This window comes from Flavobacterium sp. DG1-102-2 (assembly GCF_033042555.1).
In the GTDB taxonomy this organism is placed as follows: domain Bacteria; phylum Bacteroidota; class Bacteroidia; order Flavobacteriales; family Flavobacteriaceae; genus Flavobacterium.
Genome location: NZ_JAWLIK010000003.1, coordinates 248,944 through 275,004 on the forward strand (window position 1 = coordinate 248,944; position 26,061 = coordinate 275,004).

Annotated in this window: 24 protein-coding genes; 14 read left to right on the forward strand and 10 right to left on the reverse strand. The window is 40.9% G+C overall.

The features are described from left to right. Positions 1 to 133: 133 nt before the first annotated feature. The 5 genes from R1T16_RS06480 to R1T16_RS06500 are packed head-to-tail and all read right to left on the reverse strand — an operon-like array spanning position 134 to position 4,543. Positions 134 to 1,564 carry a CCA tRNA nucleotidyltransferase gene (locus tag R1T16_RS06480; RefSeq protein WP_317500284.1) on the reverse strand — a complete coding sequence of 477 codons (1,431 nt, stop codon included), beginning with the start codon at positions 1,562 to 1,564 and terminating at the stop codon, positions 134 to 136. Continuing rightward, positions 1,564 to 2,139: an L-threonylcarbamoyladenylate synthase gene (locus R1T16_RS06485; protein WP_317500285.1), complete on the reverse strand. Its 576-nt coding sequence runs from the start codon at positions 2,137 to 2,139 to the stop codon at positions 1,564 to 1,566. The genes R1T16_RS06480 and R1T16_RS06485 overlap by 1 nt, the downstream gene beginning before the upstream one ends. Positions 2,140 to 2,155: 16 nt before the next feature. After that, positions 2,156 to 2,629 carry a hypothetical protein gene (locus R1T16_RS06490; protein WP_317500286.1) on the reverse strand — a complete coding sequence of 158 codons (474 nt, stop codon included), beginning with the start codon at positions 2,627 to 2,629 and terminating at the stop codon, positions 2,156 to 2,158. Positions 2,630 to 2,633: 4 nt separating this feature from the next. After that, positions 2,634 to 3,737, reverse strand: coding sequence for a DegT/DnrJ/EryC1/StrS family aminotransferase (locus tag R1T16_RS06495; protein ID WP_317500287.1), 1,104 nt, complete (start codon positions 3,735 to 3,737; stop codon positions 2,634 to 2,636). Beyond that, entirely contained in the window at positions 3,734 to 4,543 is an 810-nt protein-coding gene (locus tag R1T16_RS06500; RefSeq protein ID WP_317500288.1) for a glycosyltransferase family 2 protein, read from the reverse strand. The genes R1T16_RS06495 and R1T16_RS06500 overlap by 4 nt, the downstream gene beginning before the upstream one ends. Before the next feature lie 77 nt (positions 4,544 to 4,620). Here R1T16_RS06500 and R1T16_RS06505 point away from each other — a divergent pair, with 77 nt between their 5' ends. After that, positions 4,621 to 5,544 (forward strand): hypothetical protein, encoded by a 924-nt coding sequence (locus R1T16_RS06505; RefSeq protein ID WP_317500289.1) that lies wholly within the window; start codon positions 4,621 to 4,623, stop codon positions 5,542 to 5,544. A 6-nt stretch (positions 5,545 to 5,550) separates the two neighbouring features. Here the strand turns inward: R1T16_RS06505 and R1T16_RS06510 are convergent, their stop codons facing one another. Together R1T16_RS06510 and R1T16_RS06515 are read right to left on the reverse strand one after the other, a co-directional pair. Then, a complete protein-coding gene (locus R1T16_RS06510; RefSeq protein WP_317500290.1) occupies positions 5,551 to 6,651 on the reverse strand; it encodes a glycosyltransferase family 4 protein in 1,101 nt (366 codons plus the stop codon). A 10-nt stretch (positions 6,652 to 6,661) separates the two neighbouring features. Continuing rightward, complete coding sequence (locus R1T16_RS06515; protein ID WP_317500291.1) at positions 6,662 to 7,513, reverse strand: glycosyltransferase; 852 nt, start codon at positions 7,511 to 7,513, stop codon at positions 6,662 to 6,664. A gap of 94 nt (positions 7,514 to 7,607) precedes the next feature. Here R1T16_RS06515 and R1T16_RS06520 point away from each other — a divergent pair, with 94 nt between their 5' ends. Together R1T16_RS06520 and R1T16_RS06525 are read left to right on the forward strand one after the other, a co-directional pair. Continuing rightward, on the forward strand, positions 7,608 to 8,372 hold the full coding sequence (locus R1T16_RS06520; RefSeq protein ID WP_317500292.1) for a Kdo domain containing protein: 765 nt from the start codon (positions 7,608 to 7,610) through the stop codon (positions 8,370 to 8,372). 106 nt (positions 8,373 to 8,478) lie between these two features. Beyond that, positions 8,479 to 9,312 (forward strand): glycosyltransferase family 2 protein, encoded by an 834-nt coding sequence (locus R1T16_RS06525; protein WP_317500293.1) that lies wholly within the window; start codon positions 8,479 to 8,481, stop codon positions 9,310 to 9,312. Between the two features lie 40 nt (positions 9,313 to 9,352). Here the strand turns inward: R1T16_RS06525 and R1T16_RS06530 are convergent, their stop codons facing one another. Further along, positions 9,353 to 11,179 carry a glycosyltransferase gene (locus tag R1T16_RS06530; RefSeq protein ID WP_317500294.1) on the reverse strand — a complete coding sequence of 609 codons (1,827 nt, stop codon included), beginning with the start codon at positions 11,177 to 11,179 and terminating at the stop codon, positions 9,353 to 9,355. A 10-nt stretch (positions 11,180 to 11,189) separates the two neighbouring features. Next, the gene (locus R1T16_RS06535; RefSeq protein WP_317500295.1) at positions 11,190 to 12,005 is read right to left on the reverse strand and encodes a 2,3,4,5-tetrahydropyridine-2,6-dicarboxylate N-succinyltransferase; all 816 of its coding nucleotides are present in this window, start codon (positions 12,003 to 12,005) and stop codon (positions 11,190 to 11,192) included. Between the two features lie 120 nt (positions 12,006 to 12,125). On the opposite strand from R1T16_RS06535, the gene R1T16_RS06540 reads away from it, so the two are divergent. The 6 genes from R1T16_RS06540 (at position 12,126) to R1T16_RS06565 (ending at position 16,437) form a co-directional block, all read left to right on the forward strand. Continuing rightward, complete coding sequence (locus tag R1T16_RS06540) at positions 12,126 to 12,860, forward strand: class I SAM-dependent methyltransferase (protein WP_317500296.1); 735 nt, start codon at positions 12,126 to 12,128, stop codon at positions 12,858 to 12,860. A gap of 47 nt (positions 12,861 to 12,907) precedes the next feature. Beyond that, positions 12,908 to 13,318 carry a Holliday junction resolvase RuvX gene (gene ruvX, locus R1T16_RS06545; RefSeq protein WP_317500297.1) on the forward strand — a complete coding sequence of 137 codons (411 nt, stop codon included), beginning with the start codon at positions 12,908 to 12,910 and terminating at the stop codon, positions 13,316 to 13,318. Positions 13,319 to 13,427: 109 nt separating this feature from the next. Next, positions 13,428 to 14,936, forward strand: coding sequence for a malate:quinone oxidoreductase (locus tag R1T16_RS06550; protein WP_317500298.1), 1,509 nt, complete (start codon positions 13,428 to 13,430; stop codon positions 14,934 to 14,936). A 242-nt stretch (positions 14,937 to 15,178) separates the two neighbouring features. After that, positions 15,179 to 15,526, forward strand: a complete 348-nt coding sequence (locus R1T16_RS06555) for a hypothetical protein (protein ID WP_317500299.1) — start codon at positions 15,179 to 15,181, stop codon at positions 15,524 to 15,526. Beyond that, a complete protein-coding gene (locus R1T16_RS06560) occupies positions 15,520 to 15,810 on the forward strand; it encodes a hypothetical protein (protein ID WP_317500300.1) in 291 nt (96 codons plus the stop codon). The genes R1T16_RS06555 and R1T16_RS06560 overlap by 7 nt, the downstream gene beginning before the upstream one ends. A gap of 6 nt (positions 15,811 to 15,816) precedes the next feature. Next, positions 15,817 to 16,437, forward strand: coding sequence for a hypothetical protein (locus R1T16_RS06565; RefSeq protein WP_317500301.1), 621 nt, complete (start codon positions 15,817 to 15,819; stop codon positions 16,435 to 16,437). Between the two features lie 65 nt (positions 16,438 to 16,502). Here the strand turns inward: R1T16_RS06565 and R1T16_RS06570 are convergent, their stop codons facing one another. After that, the gene (locus R1T16_RS06570) at positions 16,503 to 18,725 is read right to left on the reverse strand and encodes an FUSC family protein (protein ID WP_317500302.1); all 2,223 of its coding nucleotides are present in this window, start codon (positions 18,723 to 18,725) and stop codon (positions 16,503 to 16,505) included. A gap of 174 nt (positions 18,726 to 18,899) precedes the next feature. Between R1T16_RS06570 and def the strand changes: the two genes are divergently transcribed. The 5 genes from def to R1T16_RS06595 all read left to right on the forward strand — a co-directional run bounded on the left by def (position 18,900) and on the right by R1T16_RS06595 (position 25,902). Then, the gene (gene def, locus R1T16_RS06575) at positions 18,900 to 19,487 is read left to right on the forward strand and encodes a peptide deformylase (RefSeq protein ID WP_317500303.1); all 588 of its coding nucleotides are present in this window, start codon (positions 18,900 to 18,902) and stop codon (positions 19,485 to 19,487) included. Between the two features lie 56 nt (positions 19,488 to 19,543). Then, positions 19,544 to 19,981: a DUF5606 domain-containing protein gene (locus R1T16_RS06580; protein ID WP_317500304.1), complete on the forward strand. Its 438-nt coding sequence runs from the start codon at positions 19,544 to 19,546 to the stop codon at positions 19,979 to 19,981. A gap of 78 nt (positions 19,982 to 20,059) precedes the next feature. Next, a complete protein-coding gene (gene mazG / locus R1T16_RS06585) occupies positions 20,060 to 20,833 on the forward strand; it encodes a nucleoside triphosphate pyrophosphohydrolase (RefSeq protein WP_317500305.1) in 774 nt (257 codons plus the stop codon). Between the two features lie 15 nt (positions 20,834 to 20,848). Then, positions 20,849 to 21,985, forward strand: a complete 1,137-nt coding sequence (locus R1T16_RS06590) for a hypothetical protein (protein ID WP_317500306.1) — start codon at positions 20,849 to 20,851, stop codon at positions 21,983 to 21,985. Positions 21,986 to 22,170: 185 nt separating this feature from the next. Further along, complete coding sequence (locus tag R1T16_RS06595) at positions 22,171 to 25,902, forward strand: T9SS type A sorting domain-containing protein (protein WP_317500307.1); 3,732 nt, start codon at positions 22,171 to 22,173, stop codon at positions 25,900 to 25,902. The last annotated feature ends 159 nt before the right edge of the window (positions 25,903 to 26,061 follow it).

Consider the following 26,061-nt stretch of genomic DNA (forward strand, 5'->3'; position numbering starts at 1 on the left):
GCGCAGCGAAGTCGAAGAATCTCAGGGAATAAACGACATTATAACTAAAACTTTGGGAATCAATCTGAGATTTCTCCACTCCATTATATTCCGGTCGAAATGACACACGTTTGCAGTCAACTTTGCGACTCTGTTACTTTGCCACTTCCAGCCCCATCTTTTTCGCTCTTTCCATCATAAAGGCATACGCCGAATCATAGTCATTATGAATCTCGCCTTCCAGTATTGCTTCTTTTATCGCTTCCTTAAGGACACCAATTTCCCTTCCCGGTTTCAGGTTAAAGATCTCCATGATCTCCTCTCCGGTAATAGGCGGCTGAAAGTTACGCACATGGTCGCGTTCTTCCACTTCCACCAGTTTTTGGCGTACTATCTTAAAGTTATTATGGTATTTTTTGAACTTCTGTGCGTTTTTGGTGGTAATGTCGGCCTCACATAGAATCATGAGATCCTCTACATCTTCGCCGGCATCAAAAATAAGCCTGCGCACTGCCGAATCGGTCACAATATCCTGTGCAAGGACAATGGGGCGCGAACTCAGCATAACCATTTTAGAAACAAATTTCATTTTTTGGTTCAACGGCATGTGTAGGCGTTCAAACAGTTTTTTAACCATTTTGCCACCCACAAACTCGTGCCCGTGAAATGTCCATCCCACTTTTTTACTGAATTTTTTGGTAGGCGCTTTGCCAATATCGTGCAACAGTGCCGACCAGCGAAGCCAAACATCATCTGTATTTGGCGCTATATTGTCTACCACCTCAAGGGTATGGTAAAAGTTGTCTTTATGGGTTTGGCCTTCTACTTCCTCAACTCCCTGAAGGGCGGTAAGCTCAGGCAGTATGATGTGCAGCAATCCTGTTTGGTGCAACAGCTTAAAGCCTAAAGACGGAACAGGCGACATCAGTATTTTATTAAGCTCATCTACAATACGCTCACCAGTAATTATTTTGATGCGCTCCTTATTCCTTTCTATAGCCTTAAGTGACTCATCTTCAATAGTGAAATTGAGCTGCGATGCAAAACGAATGGCACGCATCATTCGCAGCGGATCGTCACTATAGGTAATATCAGGGTTAAGGGGCGTGCGAATTATTTTGTTATTAAGGTCTTCAACACCATTGAACGGATCTACCAACTCCCCAAAATTCTCTTCAGCCAATGAAAGGGCTAAAGCATTTATTGTAAAGTCACGACGGTTCTGGTCGTCTTCCAGCGTGCCGGTCTCTACAATGGGGTTGCGGCTGTCGCGGTTGTATGATTCTTTTCGGGCGCCTACGAACTCAATGTCAATATCTTCAAAGCGAAGCATTGCAGTGCCATAGTTCTTAAATACCTGTACTTTAGGTTTGTTTGGCAAGATTTGCGATACTTTTTCTGCCAGGGCAATACCACTGCCTACGGCAACAATATCTATATCTTTCTTAAAATCCCTCTGCAAAAGAAAATCCCTTACAAAACCGCCTATCACATAACTTTTTACGTTAAGCGCTGTGGCTGCCTGCGAGGTGATCTCAAATATCCTGTTTGTTAGTGCTTCTTTGTATGAAGTATTGTTTTCCATTAACGTCGTATCACTTTTACCTGTAAGTCATTACCAAGTTTAATAATGGTAGATGGCTTAGCGGCAATTTTATCGTGGTGCAAATTTACGATATAGTCTACGCCGTCCAAAATATGATGGTCAATTTCTTTAAAAGAATTAGGGGTTGGCATGCCGCTTATGTTTGCCGATGTAGAAACCAGTGGTTTTTTCATGCGCTCCATGAGCTTATAGCAAAAAGGCTCTTTAACAAGACGCACACCAAGGGTCTTGTCTTCGGCAATAATATTTGCCGCCACATTGCGAGGGTTGTCAAGAATAAGTGTTGTAGGCTTTTCAGAAAGGTCAAGTATTTGCCATGCCACTTCGGGTATCTGGCTGAAAACGGTATGCATCATGCGGTCGCTATTCATAAGCACGATCATGCTTTTGCTTTCTTCGCGCTGTTTTAATGCATATATTTTTTTAACCGCCTCAGGGTTAGAGGCGTCACAGCCAATTCCCCAAACGGTGTCAGTAGGGTATAGTATTATTCCGCCGTTTTTGATTACTTCAAAGGCATTGTGTACTTCTGTATTTACATCGGGTGTGCTCATGCGTGTTATTTTAAGGTCATATATCCAGATTTTCGATCATGTATTTCGAAAGCCCAGTGTCTTCGTCAGTTATTTGTGTGGGTTTATTTATTGATATAGACATTGCATGGTTATCTTTTACTATGTACCACCACGTCCAGTAATCATTATCACCTTTTTTAACGCTTCCTTTTATGAGGTCGTCAAATTTTGATGTATCGTTTGGCCATTCTTCTTTTTTGATTTCTGTCAATTCAGCAAATTTGACAATAAAAGCCTTTGCTGCTGCTTTGTTCTCAAAAATATAACTGCTTACAGTAATATTTATTCCGCCTTCAGCCAGGTCTGTAAACGTTACGATATTATCTTCATGGTCGGTACCTACTAAAAAATCATCAGGAAAGTAAATTCCGTAGTATTGGCTTTCAGGAGAAAAATATTTCATAGTACGCTGTGCAAAAATATTTAGCGAAAGTAATACAAACAGAATCCAGATATAGTTAGGCTTCATGGTGTTACTTATAATTGTTTATGGTATCTGCAACCTTTTTGATTTCTTCCTCCGTCAATACAGGACTTATAGGCAAACTCAGTACCTCACGGTGTATTTGCTCTGTTATTGGCAAAGATAAATGATTTAACTGAGGATAAGCCTCCTGTTTGTGTGGAGGAATAGGGTAGTGTATCAGCGTTTGTACGCCGTTGTCTGCCAGGTGTTTTTGGAGCCTGTCCCTTTCCGGCGTGCGGATAACATACAAATGCCATACGTGATTGTTTCCATCTGATGGCATTTCAGGAAGTATGATCAGCGGATTTTTAATGTTCTCATTGTAGTATTTTGCTACCTGCCTGCGGATGCCGTTTTCGGTATCAAGGTACTGCAACTTGATATCAAGCACTGCTGCCTGCATCTCATCAAGGCGGGAGTTGAGTCCCTGAAATTTGTTTACATACTTTTCTTCCGACCCATAGTTAGCCAGCGCGCGTATCGTATTAGCTAATAATTCATCGTTTGTGGTAACTGCGCCGGCATCGCCAAGCGCTCCAAGGTTCTTGCCCGGGTAAAAACTGAATCCGGCTGCATCGCCCAGGTTTCCGGTTCTGACACCCTGCCATGCGGCACCTATAGCCTGTGCATTATCTTCAATTATCTTGAGGTTGTGTTTTTGGGCCAATGCTTTTAATTCGGCATCAAAAATTACCTGTCCGTACAAGTGCACAATCATTATCGCCTTTGTTTTTGGCGATATATTTTCCTCTATCAGGCTGATGTTGATATTATAAGTGTTGATATCCGGTTCAACCAACACAGGAACCAGGTTGTTATCTGTAATAGCAAGTAATGACGCTATATAGGTGTTTGCAGGAACAATCACTTCATCGCCAGGCTGCATAACGCCAAGTTCTATATATGCTTTAAAGATGAGGCGCAGTGCGTCGAGGCCGTTTGCTGTGCCTATGGCATGTGGTGCCCCAATATATGCAGAAAGGTTATTCTCAAATTGCTTAACTTCTTCTCCTAAAAGGTACCAGCCACTCCTGAATGTTTTAATCAGGCGCGCTTCTATCTCGTCCTGGTGAAGCAGGTTTATTTTTTGCAGGTCAAGAAATTTTATCATGCTACGTCTACGTCGGTTTTAGATTTGCAGATGCCGTTACAAATATAGGTAAGGCGGTTATCTATGGTTTTCCTTAAAAGGTCTACATTAAATTCAAGGTTGCTTTTGCTAAGCTCAGGATGGTATAAATGGTACAATATTGCAGAGTAATATATCCTCTTCCACTTTTTACCATTGTTAATCAGCCTTTGTGTCATTTCAGAATCTTCAGGCCCCCAGCCTACAAAGTTCTCATTGTAGCCGTTAATTTCCATAAGGTCGTTCCTGTAGAATGCCATGTTACATCCATAGGTTCCGTTAGAACTTGTAGTAATGTAACGTGTCTTTTTCTTCCATTTAGAAGGGATTCGCTGCTGATGCTTGAGGTTCCATTTGGTTTGTGTTAGCAGCTCAAACATATTCGGCAGCCTTTTTTGAGCGAGTATTTTATAAGTAAGTTCTTTTCTTAGGTTGATGCGATACGCCGATATATAACAGCCGTGCTCTGCCTGCAATGAATAGTCAAGCACATAATCCTTGTGTAAAATACAATCCTGGTCGGTAGTGATAATAAAATCAGCTTCAGAACTCATAATGGCAAGGTTTACCACTTTTGCCCTCTGGTAGCCGTTGTCTTCATGCCACACATGCCTAAGGTTTTTAATCTTATCCATGTACGACTCTATAAGATGTTTTGTTTCTCCCTTAGAACCGTCGTCGGCAATTATCACTTCATCGGGCGGGCGGCTTTGGCGCATAACGCTTTTCAAGCTCAGCTCCAATGCTTCAGGCCAGTTGTAGGTTGTTATTATCAAACAAATTTTCATCGCTTTTTTTTGGTAAAATTAAACATTTGGCTGATATATCTTTAATACATTTGCTAATCTTTAAGGAATAGCGGTATATGAGCATAAAACAAAAGGTACTACTTAAGTATTGGTATAAATACACGAACTATCAAAAATATCAGGAAATTAAAAATGGCCTTAAAACAGATAGTAAGTTAGAAGCCTATAACAAACATTTTAGTCCTGTCATAGACGCCATTAATGAAAGCATAGCCAATAAAAAAGTTTTAAATTTCAAACATTCCGGGCATCTGGGCGATATTGTATATTCGTTTCCCGTGATAAAAGAACTGGCTAAAACTCACGCCTGCAATTTATACATTGCATCTGACATTCCTATACACGTAAAAAATTATTACAAGCACCCTGCGGGTAAGGTAATGCTAAACAGCAAACTTATATCAAAGCTGCTTCCTCTGTTAAAAAAACAGGAATATCTTTCTACAGCTGCGGTTTGGGGAGGACAGGAGATAGATATTGATCTTGATCTGTTTCGCGACCTTCCTGTTGATTTTAGTTTCCTGTCTCACCGCTGGTATTTCCACATTGTAGGTATCCAGCCAGACCTTAATATTCCCTATCTTGAAGTAGACGAGCATCCTGTTATTAAAGATAAGGTAGTAATTGTAAGAAGTTTCAGGGCACGTAACTATTTTGTGGATTATTCGTTTCTTGCCAAATATGATAATTTATTATTTATAGGAATACAGGAAGAATACGAAGACCTGAAGGCAGTTGTGCCTAATCTTGAGTTCTATGATGTGAAAGATTTTTATGAAATGGCACAAATTATAAAGTCATCCAGATTCTTCCTTGGCAACCAGTCATTTGCTTATGCCGTTGCAGACGGGTTAAAAGTACCAAGACTGCTTGAGGCAAACCCGCCTTTTCCGGTGGTATATCCCCTTGGAGAAAACAGTTATGACTTTTATTTCCAGCAGCATTTCGAAACATTTTTCGACACGCTGTATAACAGGTAATTGTAATTACAGACTTTTATAAAAATTATAATAATTCTCCTTTAAGGTGTCAAGATCGTGGTTTTGCTGTACAAGGGTAAGGGCATTTTGTGTTAGTACAGATGCAAGTTCACTATCCTGTAAAACTGATAGCGTATGTTTAGCAAGTGTTTCCACATCCTTTACATCTGCCATAAGGCCAGTTTGTCCCGTTATCAGCACTTCTTTAATTCCTCCGGCATCAGTACTCACCACCGGTATTTTACTGGCAAACGCTTCGTATATAGTTAGCGGAAGACCTTCTGTAATGGAAGTCATTAAGAACACATCAAATTCAGGCAATAGCTCATCGGCATTATTCCTGAATCCGGTAAAGAAAACATCGTTATCAACCCCCAGCGTTCTCGTATAGGCTTCCAGTTCGTCTTTTAATACGCCGGTGCCTATTACAACAAACTTAACTTTAAGGCCGTTTGGTTTTGTTTCTAAAATCTTCTTTGCAGTATCTACAAAAGTGAAAATATCTTTTTGGTTGGTAAGCCCTGCAATGTTGCCTACTATTTTAGTGTCATTGCTAAAACCAAATTCGGTGTGCAGGAGGTGTTTGTTTGTTTTAGTTGCATATTTTTGTACATCTATGGCGTCATAAATGGTAAGCAGCCTTTCTTTGTCGGGTATGATGTTATCAAAAATAGCTTCTACTGCCTTAGATACCGACACTATCTTCTTGATTCTTGGATGCGAATATTTGTAACGGTTAAGAAACTTGTCCTTGATTCGGTTGTTTCTTTTTCTGCTTAAAATAAGCGTTATAGATGATGGCAGAAACTTAAGTGCTATCAGCGCATAGTTTAGCGCAGTAGAGTCATGTATGTGGAGAACATCTATCTTGTCTTTTTTGCAGATGTGTATAATAGCTGAAATTGTATTGAATACCCTGAACCGATCTTTTTTATACGTATAGCAATCGTTAGTATCCCTTTTGCACATGGCAGCAAGGTCAGCATTTTCAGGGCACAGGATATACTGTTTAATTCCTTCGGTTTCCTTAAGCAGGTTATAAATGGTGTACATCTGTAAGTCACCGCCCCTAAGGCCTACCATCGTTGTTACATTCAGTATATTCATAAAAAAATTGCTATGTTTTTAATTTATAAAGACCCAGTGCTTTCTTGAACGATTTATTGAAAAGCACCCATTTTACATACAGTTCGTTCTTAAAGCTGGTCCATGCCCACTTGCTGTGCGGCAATATGCCTTCGTTAATAACAGCCTTCATTGTTTTTGAAACTATAAATTCATCGTTAACGCTTTGCCACGGTATGTTGCCATAACCGTCAAATTCGTTAACCTTATTCTTTTCGTGAATAATAGACATCCACAGCCTTTTGCTGGTAATCTGCGTAATGCGCGGTTCTTTTTTCCAGTGGTTATGGTCGTTTGCCCAAACGGTTTTTGGGTTATCGTTCTTTTCGATCAGGCTGATAAAAGGGTTAAAGATGTGCTCTTTTTTGCCCAGCATGATAGTTGGCTTAATTTGCAGTGAATAGCCGTTTATGATATCTATCGCCATATACTCCTGGCTCTTAAACTGCTTTTGCACTTCGTCTATAAAGTTTTTGCTTATGCAGTCGTCATTGTCTATGCGCGAGGTAATAAGGTAGGGTTCATTGGCTTCAGCCGAAATAAGCTTGTGTATTTCAGGATAAAATGCCGGCATGCCTTCAATATAGAATAACCTGATGTTAGGCTGGTTGCCTATGATGGCCTCAATCTTTTGCTTGTAGGCATCAGGCGTGGTGACATCAAAATAGATAAGCCATGTAAAATTGCGGTTTACCTGTGCCGCTACCGACGGAAAACAGAAGTTCTCAAAAAGCCACAGCCTGTGGTCCAGCCATTCGTCTGTAAGCAGGGATTCGTTATTTTTAGCAACGTCCCATTTAGGATTCTTAAGGTTAAAGCGGGTAATCAGGTAGTGGTTAAACATGGTTGTGTTTTATCTTATGCCGGGTAAAAATAAACCAATTATTTGAAGTAAGAAATTCAAAATGGTTACTTTTGCATAAAATTGCATCTGCTGAATGAATAAAGTAATCCATCCGGAATTCCTGCACCAGGCTGAAGAAATAAACCAGATAATAGAAAATTTTAGCGCTACCGGTACAATGTTTGCCGACGGTGCCCGAAATAAGATAAAGCTTTTTGAGCTGGTCGGCCTTACGGTGAATGTAAAATCATTCAAAATACCAAACTTTATCAATAAGATCGTATACCGCACATTCAGGAAATCTAAGGCACGCCGCTCGTACGAGTTTGCCAATATCCTGCTTGCAAAAGGTATAGGCACACCACAGCCAATCGCTTATTTTGAAAATTTCACGGCTTTTTCGTTACAGGATAGCTACTATATGAGCGCCCAGATGGAAACAGAGCTTACGTTCAGGCAGCTGATTGAAATACCCAATTATCCTGACCACGAAAATATACTAAGGCAGTTTACCCGCTTTACATTTGAGCTTCATGAAAAAGGCGTTGAATTTCTTGACAATACTCCCGGAAATACGCTAATCAAAAAAACAGGCGAGGGACAATATGCCTTCTTTCTGGTAGACCTTAACAGGATGAAATTCCACACCCATATGTCGTTTAAACAGCGCATAGAAAATATGGCTAAGCTAACGCCGGAAACCAGGCTGATAACCGTTATGTGCGATGAATATGCTAAACTTTATGGCAAGCCTTACGATGAAGTACTTGCCCTTATGGTAAACCGTACACAGTACTTTAGCAACAGGTTTCACCGCAAGCGCGCCATCAAAAGAAAGCTTGGCCTCCGAAAAAATTAATTGTATTATCTTTGCACCTGAAAAAGGCGCTTAGCAGCTTAGCCACTTAGTTTTCTATGTATGGCCTGAGTTCCTAAATCACTAAGCACCTCAGAAACTAAAAAAAATGAAGATATCCGTAATAGTAAGTACGTATAATGCAGAAAAATGGCTTGAGAATGTACTCATAGGCTACAGTAATCAAACCTATAAGGATTTTGAAGTTATTATTGCCGATGACGGTTCGCGTCCTTCTACTAAAGAACTTATAGAACGTTATGCTGCAAATTACCCTGTGCCTTTAAGACATCTTTGGCATGAAGATAAAGGGTATCGCCGCCAGGAGATACTCAATGTCGCTATTGTTGAGGCTGCAAACGAATACATCATCATGACTGATGGTGACTGCATCCCTCGTAAAGACTTTGTAGAAGTACATGCTAAGTTTGCCGAGAGAGGTAAATTTCTTTCGGGTGGCTATTGTAAGCTCACCATGAAAACCAGCGAGACAATTACTAAAGAGGATATCCTTAACGAAAATTGCTTTGATGTAACCTGGCTTAAAAAACAGGATAAGCTTGGTTTCTCGCAAACGCTGAAATTAACGGCAGGTACAGTGCTTGGTGCCGTGCTGGATTCGGTTACAACTACGACACCATCATTCAATAACTGTAATTCTTCGGGATATAAGGATGATATGATAGCTATAAACGGTTATGATGAAAGAATGAAATACGGAGGTCCCGACAGGGAATTTGGCGAACGCCTTGAGAATTTTGGCGTTAAAGGAAAACAGATAAGGCACAAAGCCATCTGTCTGCACCTAGACCATGCCCGTGGGTACAGAACACCCGAATCGCTTGCTGCCAACCTGGCAATACGCAAAGAGGTTCGTGAGGAAAAAATAAAATGGACGCCTTACGGCATTAAGAAAGAAGAAGGGGTAACACTGCCGGAATAGCAGGTTATCCCTTTTTTATTGCTTATTACTAAGATATTGTTTATTTAGATATCCTTTTTACAAAGCTAACAAGCCTGTCGCTGTAAAGGTTTAGCGTAAACTTCTTGTAAAGTTCTGTCGCTTTGCTCTTAAATTCTTTAGGATGGTTGTTGCCATATATTTCCGGTTGAAAATCCTGAAGATGTACCGATACATGCTTTTCTTCGTCATTTAGCATGTTCCATGAGTTTTTGTTGATCCACGGAGAGAAGATGGTAAAAGTAGGTATGTTCAGCGCTTTAGCCATATTTACTGCGCCGCCTTCATTCCCTATAAGTGCATCACACTGGGATAGCACTGCCATAAATTCTCTTAGTCCTTTTGTATAAAAATCAAAAAGTATTTTTTGATGTGTTGCAGGTGTGCACAGTTTATATATATCTTTTGCCTGGTCAAGCTGTTTTGGCAGGTAGTTAAAGAGCAACTGCGCATTTGTGTTGGCAGCAATAAGATCAAGTACTTTGGCCATTTCTGCCGCAGGGAGGCTTTTTATATCGTCACTTCCCATTACGCTGATCATTATAACGGGCAGGTTAGGGTCAAGGCTGGCAGCCAAAAGCCTTTTTGCATCTGTTATCGCAGTATCCGTCAGGAAGATTTTTGGATATTCAATCGTATGTTCTAATCCCGTAAGCGCTTCTGTAAGCTGGTTACGGTGCACAAGTGCAGAATCTAATGTTTTCCAGTTAGGCTCTATAGTCTTATCATAAAAAAAACGGGTATACCATTTCTTGTACCCAATTCTTTTTTTAGCACCTGAAAATAGCGTTATGATACCGCTTTCCCACTTATTATAGGCATCTATAACAGCATCGTATTCTGTTTTGCGTATGGCAAACAGGAACTTAAGGAAAGCCCACCGACTTTTTCTGTATTCGTCTTTAAAAGAGATAATGTTATCAATATTCGGGTTGTTCTCGATAACAGGTTTGGTAAAATCATATACAAGATAGTCAATTTGTGCACCCGGATACGTTTGCTTTAGTGCATTGCAGATAATACTGCCTGCAAGCACATCGCCTATCATTTTTTCCTGTATGACCAGTATTTTTTTACCGTCGTACTCACGCTCGTGCATCTCTTTAAGGTATACGTATCTCATGTATACGTGATAACCAAGTATCTTGGCCATTTCATAACCGCGTCTTCCGTTTACAAATCCCAGTTTAAGCACATAGAATTTAAAGAAGCGGAATGCCGGCCTTACCGTAAAATGAAAGATGTTTGTCTTTACACCGTCCTGGTAAAACTCCCTCGCTTTAAGTTTAGAGTATTGCAGCCTTTTTTGAAGGAAATCTTCTTTATCCCTGAAAGAATAATGCTGTATGGCGTGTTTTAAGACCCTGCTTTTTCCGTCAATATCCAGTTTTTCATGAACCAGCTTGTCAGAATAGCGGCATTTTGACCTGCGGAATATCCTCGCTGTCTTGTCGTCGTTTACAGTACTGTTTACAAATGGCCTGTCTTCATAATAGAATATGCGTTTAACCCAAAGTGCAACTTCTTCAGGGTTAGAATTTACGGTAGCAACGATTTCATCGATACCTTTTTGGGTTACCCTTTCATCGGCATCAAAAAACATGACCCAGTCATTTGTGGCCAGATCTAATGTATAATTTCGCTGTTTAGAAAAATCATCAAATACCCGCTGGTAAAATTTTACATGCGGGTATTCCTGTTTTATGATAGCAGCAGTATTATCTGTACTGAAAGAGTCTACAACAATAATTTCGTCGGCAAAAGACATGTTGTCCAGGTACAGCCGTATGTTGTGCTCTTCGTTAAAAACAATGGCCAGTGCAGATATTCTATTATTCTGATCGCTCATTAATATGGTTTTAAACCGCTACATCATACTCGCGTAGTGCATTGTTAAGCGATGTCTTAAGATCTGTTGAAGGTTTACGTTTACCTATAATAAGGGCGCAAGGTACCTGAAATTCGCCTGCAGCAAATTTTTTGGTGTAGCTTCCCGGTATAACGACGCTGCGTGCAGGTACTATACCTTTCATTTCTACAGGCTCGTCTCCGGTAACGTCAATAATTTTAGTAGAGGCAGTAAGGCATACATTTGCGCCAAGAACAGCTTCTGTCTCAACACGAACTCCTTCTACCACGATGCATCTTGACCCTATAAAAGCACCGTCTTCAATAATAACAGGGGCTGCCTGAAGCGGTTCTAATACGCCGCCGATACCTACACCACCGCTAAGGTGAACGTTTTTGCCTATTTGTGCACAGCTTCCCACGGTAGCCCATGTGTCTACCATAGTGCCTTCATCTACATAAGCACCAATATTTACATAGCTAGGCATAAGTACAACACCCGATGAAATGTAAGCGCCGTATCGTGCAACAGCATTAGGAACAACGCGTATGCCTTTTTCGGCATAATTGCGTTTTAATAGCATTTTATCGTGGTACTCAAATATTCCTGCTTCAAGGGTTTCCATTTTCTGGATAGGGAAGTACATAACAACTGCTTTTTTAACCCATTCGTTTACCTGCCAGCCGTTTTCTACAGGCTCTGCAACACGTAATTTTCCTGAGTCTAAAAGTTCAATAACTTCGCGAATAGCGCTTGTTGTAGTTTCTTCCTGCAGCAAAGCCCTGTTCTCCCAGGCCTGCTCTATAACGGTTTGTAAATTCTGCATTTTTAAATTAGTTTCGGCAAATATAATATGGATTTTTAAGATGGCATAAAGTTAAACAGGCTTTATGAGTATGCTTTTCAAACATAATGAATTATATTTACATCTGTTGATGATTTTATTATGAAAGACAACTTTTCCGCTCAGGCCGTGCAGTATTCTCAGTTCCGGCCGTATTATCCTTCAGAAATGATAGACCATATCGTTTCATTCGTAACTAATAAAGAAACAGCACTGGATGTTGCAACTGGCAGCGGCCAGGTAGCAATTCAGTTGTCTAAATATTTTACTGAAGTTTATGGTACAGATATAAGTGACAAACAGTTGGAGCACGCTGCAAAGGCAGATAATATAGTGTATAAAAAGGAGAGTGCTGAGCAAACTTCTTTCGGCGAAAGCCAGTTTGATCTTATAACTGTCGCTCAGGCAATTCATTGGTTTGATTTTGATGCTTTTTTTAAAGAAGTGTACCGGATACTGAAACCCGACGGCATTTTTGCGGTACTAGGTTACGGACTTTTTTCTGCCAATGGCGATGCCGATAAACTGCTGAAACATTTTTATTATGATATCACCGGTCCCTATTGGGATGCCGAACGCCGTTATCTTGACGAAAACTACACTACGATACCTTTCCCTTTTGAAGAGCTGGAAACCCAAGAATTTGTGAACGAATTTACATGGACCTTTGAGCAGCTTACTGGATATCTGGAGACATGGTCTGCTGTGCAGCACTACATAAAGAAAAACGGCACTAACCCTATTGACCTTATAAAGGAAGAACTAAAAGAAATTTGGGAGGAAGGCGACAAAAAAGTTACTTTTCCTTTACTTTTGAGGATTGGGAAATTACGCTAGTCATGCAATTTTTCAATCTTAAATTTTTCAATCTTTAAATCTGATAAATGAGAATCCTCGCTATTGATTACGGACTTAAACGTACCGGTATTGCGGTAACCGATGAAATGCAGATGATCGCTTCGGGGCTGACTACGATTGCCTCTGAAACAGCAGTGAATTTCCTTACGGATTATTTTGCTAAAGAAAAGGTGGAAAAGGTGCTAATCGGCGAGCCAAAGCAGATGAACGGGCTTCCGTCAGAAAGTGCGCCGCTTATCGAGGCATTTGTTGTAAAATTCATAGCACAGTTTCCTGATATGCAACTGGAAAGGGTAGATGAACGCTTTACAAGTAAGATGGCTTTTCAGACTATGATAGACAGCGGGCTAAAAAAGAAGCAACGTCAGGATAAAGGGCTTATTGATGAGATATCAGCAACAATAATGCTTCAGGATTATTTATCCCGAAAAAAATAAAGAAAATTATTTTGGTTTTGATAAAAATTGAAATTTAACCCTTTTACTGCCAATTTAAGATAAAATTTTAAGTTATTCAAAGTAAATTTGCAGTACTCAAATTTACACAATGTCCACAACTATAAAACAGGAGCCAGATGTGGTTCTTATAGGCGCAGGTATCATGAGCGCCACCCTTGGCATGTTCTTAAAAGAACTGATGCCTGAAGTGAAAATTGACATTTACGAAAGGCTTGACGGGGCTGCTGCCGAAAGTTCTGACGCATGGAACAATGCGGGTACAGGCCACTCTGCTTTTTGTGAGCTTAACTACACCCCTGAACTGCCTAACGGAACTGTAGAAACGGTAAAAGCGGTTAAGATTGCAGAATGGTTTGAGGTATCAAAGCAATTCTGGGCTTACCTTATTGAGCAGAACCGTATCTCTAAACCCGAAGATTTTATCAGGAGTATTCCGCACATGAGTTTTGTGTGGGGGCAGGAGAATGTTGAGTACCTCAAAAAACGTTTTGAGGGGCTTACAAAAAATCCGCTGTTTAAAGGAATGGAATATTCTGAGGACAAAGAAACCCTTAAATCGTGGATGCCGCTTGTTATGGAGGATCGCGACAGCAGCCAGCCTGTTGCCGCTACCCATATGGCTATAGGTACCGATGTGAACTTTGGCGAACTTACCCGCGATATGTTTACGTGGTTAGGCAAACAGCCGGGCGTAAACATGTACTTTAACCACGATGTGAGCGATATAAGACGTTCGCGCAAAACCCCAAAATGGAAGCTTAAGATAAAAGATATGTCTACAGGCAGCAAAAGGCGTGTGTATGGCAAATTTGTTTTTATAGGCGCAGGAGGCGGATCGCTTCACCTGCTTGAAAAAGCAGATATTCCTGAAGGAAACGGTTTTGGAGGTTTTCCGGTAAGCGGACAATGGCTTAAGTGTGTAAATGAGGAAGTAATACAAAAACATAATGCAAAAGTATACGGTAAGGCATCTGTAGGCGCACCGCCAATGTCTGTGCCGCACATTGATACCCGTATGATAAACGGAAAGAAAGAGCTGTTGTTTGGCCCTTATGCAGGGTTTAGTACCAAGTTCTTAAAGCAGGGGTCGTATTTTGACCTGCCTACCTCTATCCGTGCTAATAATATTGGGCCTATGCTTGCAGCGGGTTACCACAATATGTCGCTGACTAAATATCTTATACAACAGGTAACACAGTCGCAGGACGACAGGATGGAAGCCCTTAGGGAATACCTTCCGGATGCTAGAAAAGAAGACTGGGTACTGGAAACAGCCGGCCAGCGTGTACAGGTTATCAAAAAGGACGAGAAAGAAGGCGGTAAGCTTGAATTTGGTACCGAAGTTATAAACAGTGCCGACGGTACGCTTGGCGTGCTTTTAGGAGCTTCACCGGGTGCAAGTACAGCGGTTTCTATCATGCTCGACCTTATTGAGCGCTGCTTCCCGGAGCAACTTAAAACCGAAGCATGGCAGGATAAGCTGATAACGATGATACCATCATACGGCCAGCAGCTTAATAACAATCCTGAACTGCTTGCCGAAGTGCGCAAACACTCTGATAAGATGTTAGGGCTTACAGCTTCTGTAAACGTTTAAAAAGTACATATACTTTATAGTAAAATGCCATCCTGAAAAGAGTGGCATTTTTATTTGGTTATAATTTTCCATATATCTTTTAAATATTTTTCATAGTATTGTAAGAAGTTTAAATCAAAATTTATGAATGGTTTTAGTAAAGGCCTGTTAGTGTGGCAATTATTTAATGTTATATTGGGTGTAGGGATTGCGTTTTTAGTTTATTATATCATTAAGAAGTTACTGAAAAACAACCCTGGCAAATGAAAAATGTTTTAACCATATTCCTGTTATTATTTTCTGCTTTATCTTTCAGCCAATCAGAAAAAGATTCTTTGTTTAAAAGAGATGCTGCGTTGATTTATAATACTTTAAAAGTGATGCATCATTTAGACAGTGCAGTAAAGGATTATTATCAAATGCCTGTGGAAGATAAAAACACTTCTGGTCAGGATCTGCCAAAATACCTCGAAGAAAATGTATTATCTACTAATCCGGTACCTGATGTAGACCTTTTGCTGTACCTCGAAATTTATATTAAAAAAGATATTCCGCAGGACTGGAACACGTTTGCTAAACGGGTGTATAATGCAAACGCAAAGGGTTGTTAGGTATAGCTGATAAATATGGTTATCCATCCCACAAAAGAATTGAAAAATTTATAGGTATAAATCTGGATATATTTGCCATCAATTTTGCTTTGACTTCCAATAATTATTATGAAGATGTGACTAAAATGATGAAAAGGGAGTATAAGCTCGGTAATGTTACGCAAACCGAATTTGAATTGTATTCGATAATGGGAGGTAAGACATTTGTAACAAAGCAAGACGCTAAAAAGCTTGAAAAATTAAAAATAAAACAACAAAAACGAAGAGTTGAACTAAAGCCTTAGTTTGATATGAAACACTTGCTGTCTATATCTTTATTGTTGTTTTCAGTCTTTTCATTTAGCCAGGTAGAAAAAGATTCTCTGTTTAAGAAAGATGCTGCATTGATTTATGATACATTAAAGGTGATGCATCACTTAGAACGTGCCGTGATGCAGTATTATTTAATGCCGGAGCAGGATAGGATAAGTACAGGGCAAAATTTTCAGGAATATATTGAAGCAAATGTTTTAGCCACTAATCCTGTTCCTGATGTAGACTTGTTACGCTTTTTAGAAATATACATTAAGAAAGACGTTCCGCAGGATTGGAAAAATTTTATGGCTAAGGTAAATAATACCAATGCAAAAATGCTTTTAACCCTGACGCACAAATACGGTTATCCGTCAAAGCAAAGGGTTGAAAAATATGCAGGAGCTTACAATCTGCCCAATGCCAGTGTAATATTCGCCGTTCGTCCTAACAGATATTATGATGAGATGGCCAAGATGCTGAAAAAAGCCCATAAAAAAGGAGATTTGTCAGATCATGACTATGATCTCTTTTTGGCAATAGGGGGGAGAGAAGCAATATCTACTAACGAGGTTAAAAAAATAGAGGGTCATACAAGGTTTACTATTGGTGAACAATAAATAAGTTTATGAGATTTCTCCACTACGCTGCACTACGGTCGAAATGACAGGGTGCTGAATTATTCCTACCCCTTCAGCTCCAGCTGCCTCGCAGCCTTTACTATTTTTTCTGATAATCCTGTAAGCCAAACCAGCTGCTCTATCACAAGGTGCGCCTCTTCCATCTTAAGTCGGAATTCTTCTTCATCGGTAATGTGTACTTCCTTCAATTCGCGTGCGCGGATGTTTTTCAGTTCGGTAAATCTCAGGGCAAGTTCTTCGTTATTATCTTCATGGGCTTCGTTAGCCTTTGTGTCCATAGTCAGCAGGGCAATGGCGTTGTCAAGGTTTTTTATTACAGTGTTTACCACAACATTAAACGCTTCAGAGGCTGTACTTGTTTTGTGCGATTGTATATACGTGCCCAATGATGCCAATGACGATACCAAAGTATGGTTAAGCACCGCAAGTTTGTAAACCTGGTTCTGTTGTTTTTGCTTTGACTTTGGCTCCTGCACCATTCGCTGGTACGATGACATGAGGTTACCCAGTTCTATAAAGGCATTTTTACGGGCAAGGCGGTACGATGTTGGTACAATGCCCTTTTGGTTATAGTAATGGGATATTTCGCTAAGGTAATTCCTATTGGCTTCAATAGATTTTTTTATAAATACAGGAAGGCTCATAAATTCCCATGACGGCCACAGAAAGTAGTTAGCTGCAAACGTTATTGCTACGCCAATGGCAGTATCCAGTATGCGGTATTGTATAACATGGGTGATATCCGGCGTAAGCATTCCATAGACAAAAACTACATATATGGTAACAAATGTGGCACCTATGCGGTAATTTGTTGCCGTAAACGTGTAACCCAGGAGCATACATATAATGGTAAGTGTACCTATAATCACCGGATGGTGTACAAAACTAAGTACGGCAAAGGCTATTACTCCGCCAAGTATGGTGCCTACGATACGCTGGTACGAACGCTGTTTTGTGAGCCCATAGCCGGGACGCATAATGACCACAATGGTAAGCAGTATCCAGTACACATTTTGCAGCGGAAAGATAAACGATAGTATGGTACCCATGGCGATACACATGGTAAGCCTCATGGAATGCCTGAATATGGTAGAGGAGAAACCTAAATTTTCCTTTAAGGTATGTACAGGGTAATAATCGGGAGTGAGGAATTTTTCAAGGTCTTTATCCCTGCCATTGCCAAGTTCCTTAAACTTTATTTTTTCGGTAAAGGCACGTTCTATGAGCTTTATCTTTTCAATTTGCTTTTCGGCATAATGCAGCATGTTCTTCAGCATCCATACACCTTCGGCGGCAGCCTCTTTACCTAATTCTGTTTCGTATTCCAGTATGGCTTTTTCCAGCGCTTCGAGATCGGCGAGCAATTGGTGCTTGGGAGTATATTTCGTTCTGTTCTCTATGCTTTTTGAAATTTTCTTAAGCGAAGAAGCCAGGTTATACGCCAGGTTTTGGTAGGTATTAAGTACTTTAGGGTGCTCACTGAATTTTTGGTGCAGCTTGCTGTGGTCAAACGATGTGGATAAGGCAAGCTCTAAAATCTCCATAAGCGAAATGAACACCAGCAGCATCTTACGGCTCCGGTTGGAATTTTCGCTATTGTAGCGGCTCCTCAATAGTATTTCACGCAGGTTTTCATGGTTGAGGTTTATCTCAACCTGTAGATGAAGCTGTTTCTCTACAATGGCAGCCCTGTCGGCATCAGCGTTCCATAAGTCGCCGCGCAGCTTCATGTACTTTGCGGTAAGCTTCATGCAGTCGGCAATCTGGAGTTCTGTATAACGGTGCGGACTTAAGTAATTAAACGATACCGACACTAGTGTATATATGAGTCCGCCTGCGAATATTAGCGCTGTGTATTCTAATATGTCCCAGCCGGTATGAATATGCCCTGTAGCAAGTACCGTTGCTAAAAGCCCTGAGAACGACACCATGGTTGCCCTTTGCCCATATACTGATATCATGGATAAAAAGAAGACAAGCACAAACATCAGCGGATAAAACAGCAGCTTAAAAGGGTGCAGCAGGTTAACGATAAGTACGCATCCTGCAACGATAAGTGATGCTGTTAGCAATCCTTTTGTACGGTGCAGCAGGTTGCTGGGAATATCGGCAGGGTAGGTAAGGAATGCTCCCAATGCAACGGCAAAACCAAGCTGAAAATACCCAAACCGAGAAAGGATCATAACCGGCGCGGCTGCGGCAACCGTAACGATCACGGCTTTGGTAAAATTATTACTGTCGGTAAAATTGCGTATCCTTTGGAGCATATTGTTTAACTATGGAGTAAAGGTAATGAATGTTAAAATTATTCTTTGGGCGGGGGCTTTATTTCTCACAAAATTTTAGCATTTGCACGGAGGCAGCCAAATCATTTTAATTTATTACTTTTGCAGTCTCAAAAAGCAGTTATTTCTGCAGGCTAAAATTTAAAGCGAGTTACTATGATATTACCAATTGTTGGATACGGTGATCCTGTATTACGAAAAAAAGGGGTAGAGATAAGCAAGGAGCATCCTGAGCTTAAAAAGATCATTGCCGATATGTATGACACCATGTATAATGCTTATGGTGTAGGCCTTGCTGCCCCACAGGTAGGTTTGGCTATCCGTCTTTTTGTGATAGATACAACTCCGTTTAGCGATGATGAAGACCTCTCGGCAGAGGAGCAGGCACAGCTTAAAGATTTTAAAAAGACCTTTATAAACGCTACTATCCTTAAGGAAGAAGGTGAAGAGTGGGGTTTTAACGAGGGCTGCCTTAGCATACCTGAAGTACGTGAGGACGTTTACCGTCATGAAAAGATAACTATTGAGTATTTTGATGAGGACTTTAATAAGCATACTGATGTTTATGACGGCCTTATTGCCAGGGTAATACAACATGAGTATGACCATATAGAAGGTGTGTTGTTTACCGACAAGATATCTACGCTTAAAAAGACACTGATCAAAAAGAAACTCCAGAATATAATGGAGGGCAAAACAAGGCCGGATTATAAAATGAAATTTGTTGCCAAAAAAGGCAGATAATTTTTGTTTTTTATCCCAAAGATTAGATATTTGCCTTCCCATAAAAAAATAACATAATGAGCATAGAGAAAATATTATCCATTTCAGGAAAACCGGGACTATATGAACTAAAACTTCAAACCCGTACAGGTTTTGTTGCAGAATCTTTAGTTGACGGTAAAAAAGTTACTGTAGGGTTAAGAAGCAACGTAAGCCTTCTTTCTGAAATATCTGTATATACGTATGATGGCGAAGTACGCCTTTCTGAAGTATTCCGCGCTATAGCGGCTAAGGAAGATAACGGCCCGGCACTTTCGCACAAAGAAGACAATGCTAAGTTAGAGTCGTATTTCAGGGAAGTGCTTCCTGAGTTTGATGAAGACAGGGTATATGCTTCAGACATTAAAAAAATCCTTAACTGGTACAATATGCTTCAGGCAAAAGGCCTTGTTTCTAAAGAAGAAGCTGCACCTGCAGAAGCTCCTGCACAGGAAGAAGTTAAGACCGAAGAATAATACAAGTTCTTAGTTATATAATTTATCCTGCCTTTTGTTTATCAAGAGGCAGGATTTTTTAATTTTACAAAAAAAAAAATGAATACAAGACAGCAGCAGCTCGATGCCTTTAGCAGGCTTCTCGATATCATGGACGAACTTCGTGAAAAATGCCCGTGGGATAAAAAGCAAACACTGCAAAGCCTTCGCCATCTTACCATAGAGGAAACCTACGAACTTGGGGATGCTATTCTTGATAACGACCTTAACGAGGTTAAAAAAGAGTTGGGTGATGTTTTGCTACATATTGTTTTTTATGCCAAAATAGGTAGTGAAACCGGCGATTTTGATATTGCCGATGTTGCTAATGAGATCTGCGATAAGCTAATTCACCGCCATCCGCATATATATGGTGATGTGGTGGTAGAAGACGAAGAACAGGTAAAACAAAACTGGGAAAAGCTGAAGCTTAAAGAAGGCAAGAAGTCGGTACTTGAGGGTGTTCCTAAAAGCCTTCCGGCGTTAGTAAAAGCAAGCCGTATCCAGGACAAGGCTAAAGGCGTGGGCTTCGACTGGGAAGAACCGCACCAGGTTTGGGATAAAGTGCAGGAAGAGATAGAAGAGTTTCAGGAGGAAGTTAAAAATGGCGACCAGGATAAGATAGAAGCCGAATTTGGTGATGTCTTATTTTCCATGATCAACTATGCACGGTTTTTAAATGTAAATCCTGAAGACGCCCTGGAACGCACCAATAAAAAATTCATTAAACGCTTTATGTACCTTGAAGGCAAGGCAGAAGAACTTGGTAAGCCACTTGCCGATATGACACTTGCTGAAATGGATGTTTTTTGGAACGAAGCAAAGAAATTGTAAATCACCCCCTATTATATGAACAGAGTTATAGTCCTGCTGCTGCTTTTTGCAGGCGCCTGCTACGGACAAAAATTAACGGTAGCCGAAGTGCAGCTGCGTATTAACCCGGCATCTGCCGAAGAGCTTTATTATAGTTTTGCCGACGGTGACAGGGTATTGTTTACTGTAGAAGAGAACAATGGCAATACTATTGATGAGGTTACGGTTTTTGAATATCCAGACACTTATAAGTATAAAGGCCATGATGTTAAGAAAGAGAAGAACCATGAATTTATGATGACAGGTAAATCGGTATATAAGTTCAGGTTTACAAATACTGCAAAAGAAGCCAGGGTATGCAACGTTAAGATACAGCGCGTTCCGGCGGGTAAACAAACCGAAAATTTTAATACAGCGGTAAAATGGGTAACCGTGCAGGATACCACATGGAATTCGTATACTAAAGATGTCGTGGTAGGTTATGATACCTTATCTACGCAAAAAATGCGTAGGGTGCCTTATTTTGAAAAAAGGTATGAAGAGGTAGTCATGGATAAAAGCCAGCGCGTAAACAGTAAAACCACCTTAGGAGAAACCAGGGTAGCAATTCCTTTTTCGCTTCCTGTAAATTATACAGGTAAGGATGAAACCAAGAAAGTCATAGCATGGGCGTACTGGGTTGGGGTAGGAGAAGAAAGCAATGAATACTGGAAGGAGAACCGTAAAATGATTGTTGAGGGCGTTAAAGGTATAGCCAGTTATTTTACCACGCCATTGGGCGGAATAGCTGCCGGCACACTCACTAACCTTGCACTGCCGGTTAATGGCGAAGACGTTGAATATGCCTTAGTCAATGAGGCTAACAGCAAGCTGCTGCTTCAGGATAAGGCATATAAATCATTTGATGCAGGTAAGGGTGTTGCATCCTTCAAACGCTTTATAGATGCTCCCCTTCAGCAAGGTAAATATTATGTTGTGCTTAGCAACGATAATTATGTACAGGGAATTGATGTAAGTGTAAAAGTGTCTGCCATTGTAGAACATATTAAATATAGGGATGAAAAATACATGGACAAGATTATTACCCCTCGTTATGAAAAGCGAATTGTTAAAGAACCGAAAATAGCCACAAATAAAATACCTGTTCCGTTTGATTGGAAAAGTAAATCGTAAATGGTACTATTTGAGATAATTGTACTTAAAAATAGTTATAAATTAACAAGAAAGCCCGGGTTAACTGTTGAAAAATAGTTGATTGCGGGTTTTTTGTTATATTTTTCGAATATTCACAAATTTTGAGGAAATTATGTAATTAATTCTTAAATTTCTAAAAATTATGTTAACCTAAATTTACTTTCATGTCAAAAAAATTACCTTATTTATTAACGTGTCTTTTTGCTGCATTGTCCTTTAATGCAGTGACGGCACAAGAGTATGTGCAAATGCCCATTGCCAGTGGGCTTAACGCCGACGTTATCGCCAATGGTGTGGGTACAGCCATATCATCTACCTCTATTGATATCGATGGTGTTAACTACAATTATGTGGCCACTGATTTTAAGCTTACGGCAACAAGTACACCTATAACATATGGAGTTCCTGTAAACGGGCTTATCAATTCGGCAGTTACTTCAACGCCGGGTTTATCTTATCAGCTTGCTCCCGTGACAGGGAATAACTCACTACGATTACCAACTGCAGCTCCTACAGGCACCGTAACATTTACTACCCCAACAGCAGCAGTAACGTTGTACATGCTTGCTGTTACAGGAAGTGGTACAGGAACTGTAACCGTTACCGTAAATTATACTGATGGTACTAGTACTCCTTTTGCAAGTACTACTGTTTCAGACTGGTACGACGGTGCTAATGCAGCTATAATAGGTATCGGCCGTATTAACAGGACCAATAATGGACTTGAATCCAGTACGATCAATCCAAGGATGTATCAGATTGCCTTGGCTATTCCTCCGGCAAACCAGTCTAAACCAATCGCCAGTGTGCAGGTGACTAAAACATCTACAGGCGGAGAGGTTGTAAACGTTTTTGCATTCTCTGCAAACGCTTATACCAGCTGCCCTGCACCAACTAATATCACTGCTGTTTCTACAACAGATGGTGCTACAATTAACTGGACAGCTCCGGCTACTGCTCCTTCAGGAGGTTATGATTATTATACATCTGCTTCAGCAACACCACCTACAGCTACTACAACGCCTACAGGTAACGTTGCAGCAGGAACGAACACAAAAACCTTAACAGGTTATGCAATAGGTTCTTCTTATTATTTCTGGATACGCTCAAACTGTGGAGGTACAACAGGGTTTTGGAAGCAGGTTATTTTCACACCAGGTCAGATTGTCCTGACCTATACTACAGGCGAGATAAGCAGCCAGTATAATAACGCTCCAACGATTACCTCTACGACGGCCTGCCCGGGAAATCTTACTGCTACGATACCTCCTGGTTTTAAAATTGCTTCTGTAGCGACAAGCTATAATTTTACAGCACAAGCCGGCCTTTTCATGTCTGAACAGCAATCATTGTTAGCATGTACTACCAATAATACCACTGAGGCAAGTTTATCAACTGCTCCGGGTAACGGTGGAACTGCTGTCTACAACCGTACAGGAATAAATATAGCCAATGGACTTGAAGGTACTGTCGCTTTCCAGCTAAGGGCATGGAGAGTATGGGGAGGCGCCGACTGTAATGTTACCTACGGTAAAATTGATAACAATACCTGGAAAATAACGATCAATCTTGAGTATGCAACTTGTGCTACTCCTGCTACCCCGACAGCTGCTAATCAAAATATCTGCCCTCAGGCAACTATGGGCGATCTTACAGTAACAGGTACTACCGGGGCTGTTAACAAATTCTATACTGCTCCTACAGGAGGTACTGCAATTACTGCCTCTACGGCGGTAGCTAATGGTACTTTTTATGTATCTCAAACTGTTGGTACTTGCGAAAGTGCAAGATCTGCTGCGTTTACCGTAACACTTGCTCCAACAGCTGCTCCAACAGCTGCTGCGCAAACACATTGTGGTGGTACTACGGTAGCTGCCCTTACTACAACATCAGGGGTTAATACCAAATGGTATGCAGCAGCAACAGGTGGGTCAGCTTTAGCGGCAACTACTGCCCTTGCTACAGGAAACTACTATGTTTCTCAAACCGTGGGTGGCTGCGAAAGCGCAAGAATTGCCGTTGCCGTAACGGTTAACACTACTCCGGTTCCGGTAGCAGGTACTTCTCAGGTATTTTGTGCAGGTTCTGGTGCTACAGTTGCTAATTTACAGGCTACTGCTGTAACGGGTGCAACACTAAAATGGTATTCAAGCGAAACGTCAACAACGGTATTAGCTTCTACAGCCGTATTGGGTACGGGTACATATTATGTTTCTCAAACTATAGGCACATGCGAAGGTTTAAGAGCATCGGTTAGTGTGGCTGTTGCAACAGTTGTACAGCCTACGGTATTTGCTCAGGAGCTTTGTGCAGGAGCTACGGTTGCCAACCTTGTTGCTACAGGCGGCCAAGGTGCAACTTACAAATGGTTTGACTCTGCTACAAGCACAACACCACTTGCCTCTACAGCCCTTGTAGTTGGCGGTACATACTATGTGTCACAAACATTAGGAACATGCGAAGGCCCTAAAGCTTCTGTTGTTGTTACTATAAATAATATTACTGCCCCGGTGGTTGAAGGCCAGGATTTTTGTGCTGGCGCTACAGTTGCATCACTTGTTGCTACACCTTCTGCGGGTGCTGTAATCAGATGGTATAACGGCGAAACTTCAGCTGTAGTACTTACATCAACAACACCACTTGTTTCAGGTACATATTATGTATCTCAAAAACTTAATAACTGCGAAAGCGGCAGAACAGCTGTGGAAGTAGTTGTTAATGCAGTGGTAACAGCTCCTGCAGCTGTTTCACCGCAAGCTGTATGTATTACGGCTACACTGGCGGATCTTGGAGTTGAAACTACAGATGGTGCAGCTTTAAAATGGTATGCAAGCGCTACAACGTCGGCTACCCTTGCAGCTGACGCTCCTGCTGCCGAAGGTACTTATTACGTATCTCAGACTGTTGGAGATTGTGAAGGCCCAAGAACAGCAGTTGCTGTAACGCACCTGCAAATTCCGGTGCCTACATCTGCAAGCTTTGCAGTATGTAATGGTACGCTGCTATCAGAACTTGAAGTAGAAGGCGTAGAGGGCGGTACATTCAACTGGTATTCATCTTTAGATGGCGATACATCTGTTAGTGCCGCTACTGCTGTTACAGCAGGTTCATTATATGTTTCTCAAACTGTTGACGGATGCGAAAGCGGAAGGGTAGCAGTTGCATTCACGGTATCTACAACAGCGGTTCCTACTCCTGCTGCAACACAGGCTTTCTGTGGTGAAGGGCTGGTTTCGGAACTTGACGGAGGTACTACAACTGGTTATACTGCAAACTGGTATTCTCCTGACGGTGCTCCACTTACAGGTACTGAACCTCTTGTAACAGGTACTTATACTGTATCTCAGACTTCAGAAGGATGTGAAAGCGCTACTGTAGCTGTGTCTGTAGTAGTATCTCAAATCCTTGGTGCTCCTGTGGGAGAAGCTTCTCAGGAATTCAATGCAGGTGATACTGTATCTGACCTTACTATCGAAACTGAGGCAGGTGCACAACTACAATGGTATTTCTATGATGAGCAGGAAGATGCCTGGTTCGAAATTTCTTCAAATACAAACCTTACTGACGGATATACGTATGGTGTAACTCAGGCATTTGGTACTTGCGAGAGCGAAAGACTGCCAATCACTGTATCTGTTATCCTTGGCAACCCTGCTTTTGAGTTAAAAGGTGTGAAAGTATATCCTAACCCAGCATCAGACGTTGTAAACGTTCAGGCTAATGAAGTACTTTCAGGAGTTGTTATATATAATCTTTTAGGCCAGGAAGTGTTGCGTCAGTCTGCTAATGCAGATACTGTACAGCTAAACATTTCTTCGCTGCCACAAGCTACTTATATCATGCAGGCAAGCACTGCAAATGGTGGAGCTGCTACATTTAAAATTGTAAAACAGTAACAGAGTAATAGTTTTTAGTTCATAGAGGGGTTCGGCTTTTGGTTGCCGGCCCCTCTTTTTTTGTTTTATATTGATTTAGATGTTGAATGAATAGACATTGAAGGAAAGACTTTGAATGAGTTATTTCAACCAATTTATCGGGCTAACAGTAATGCAATT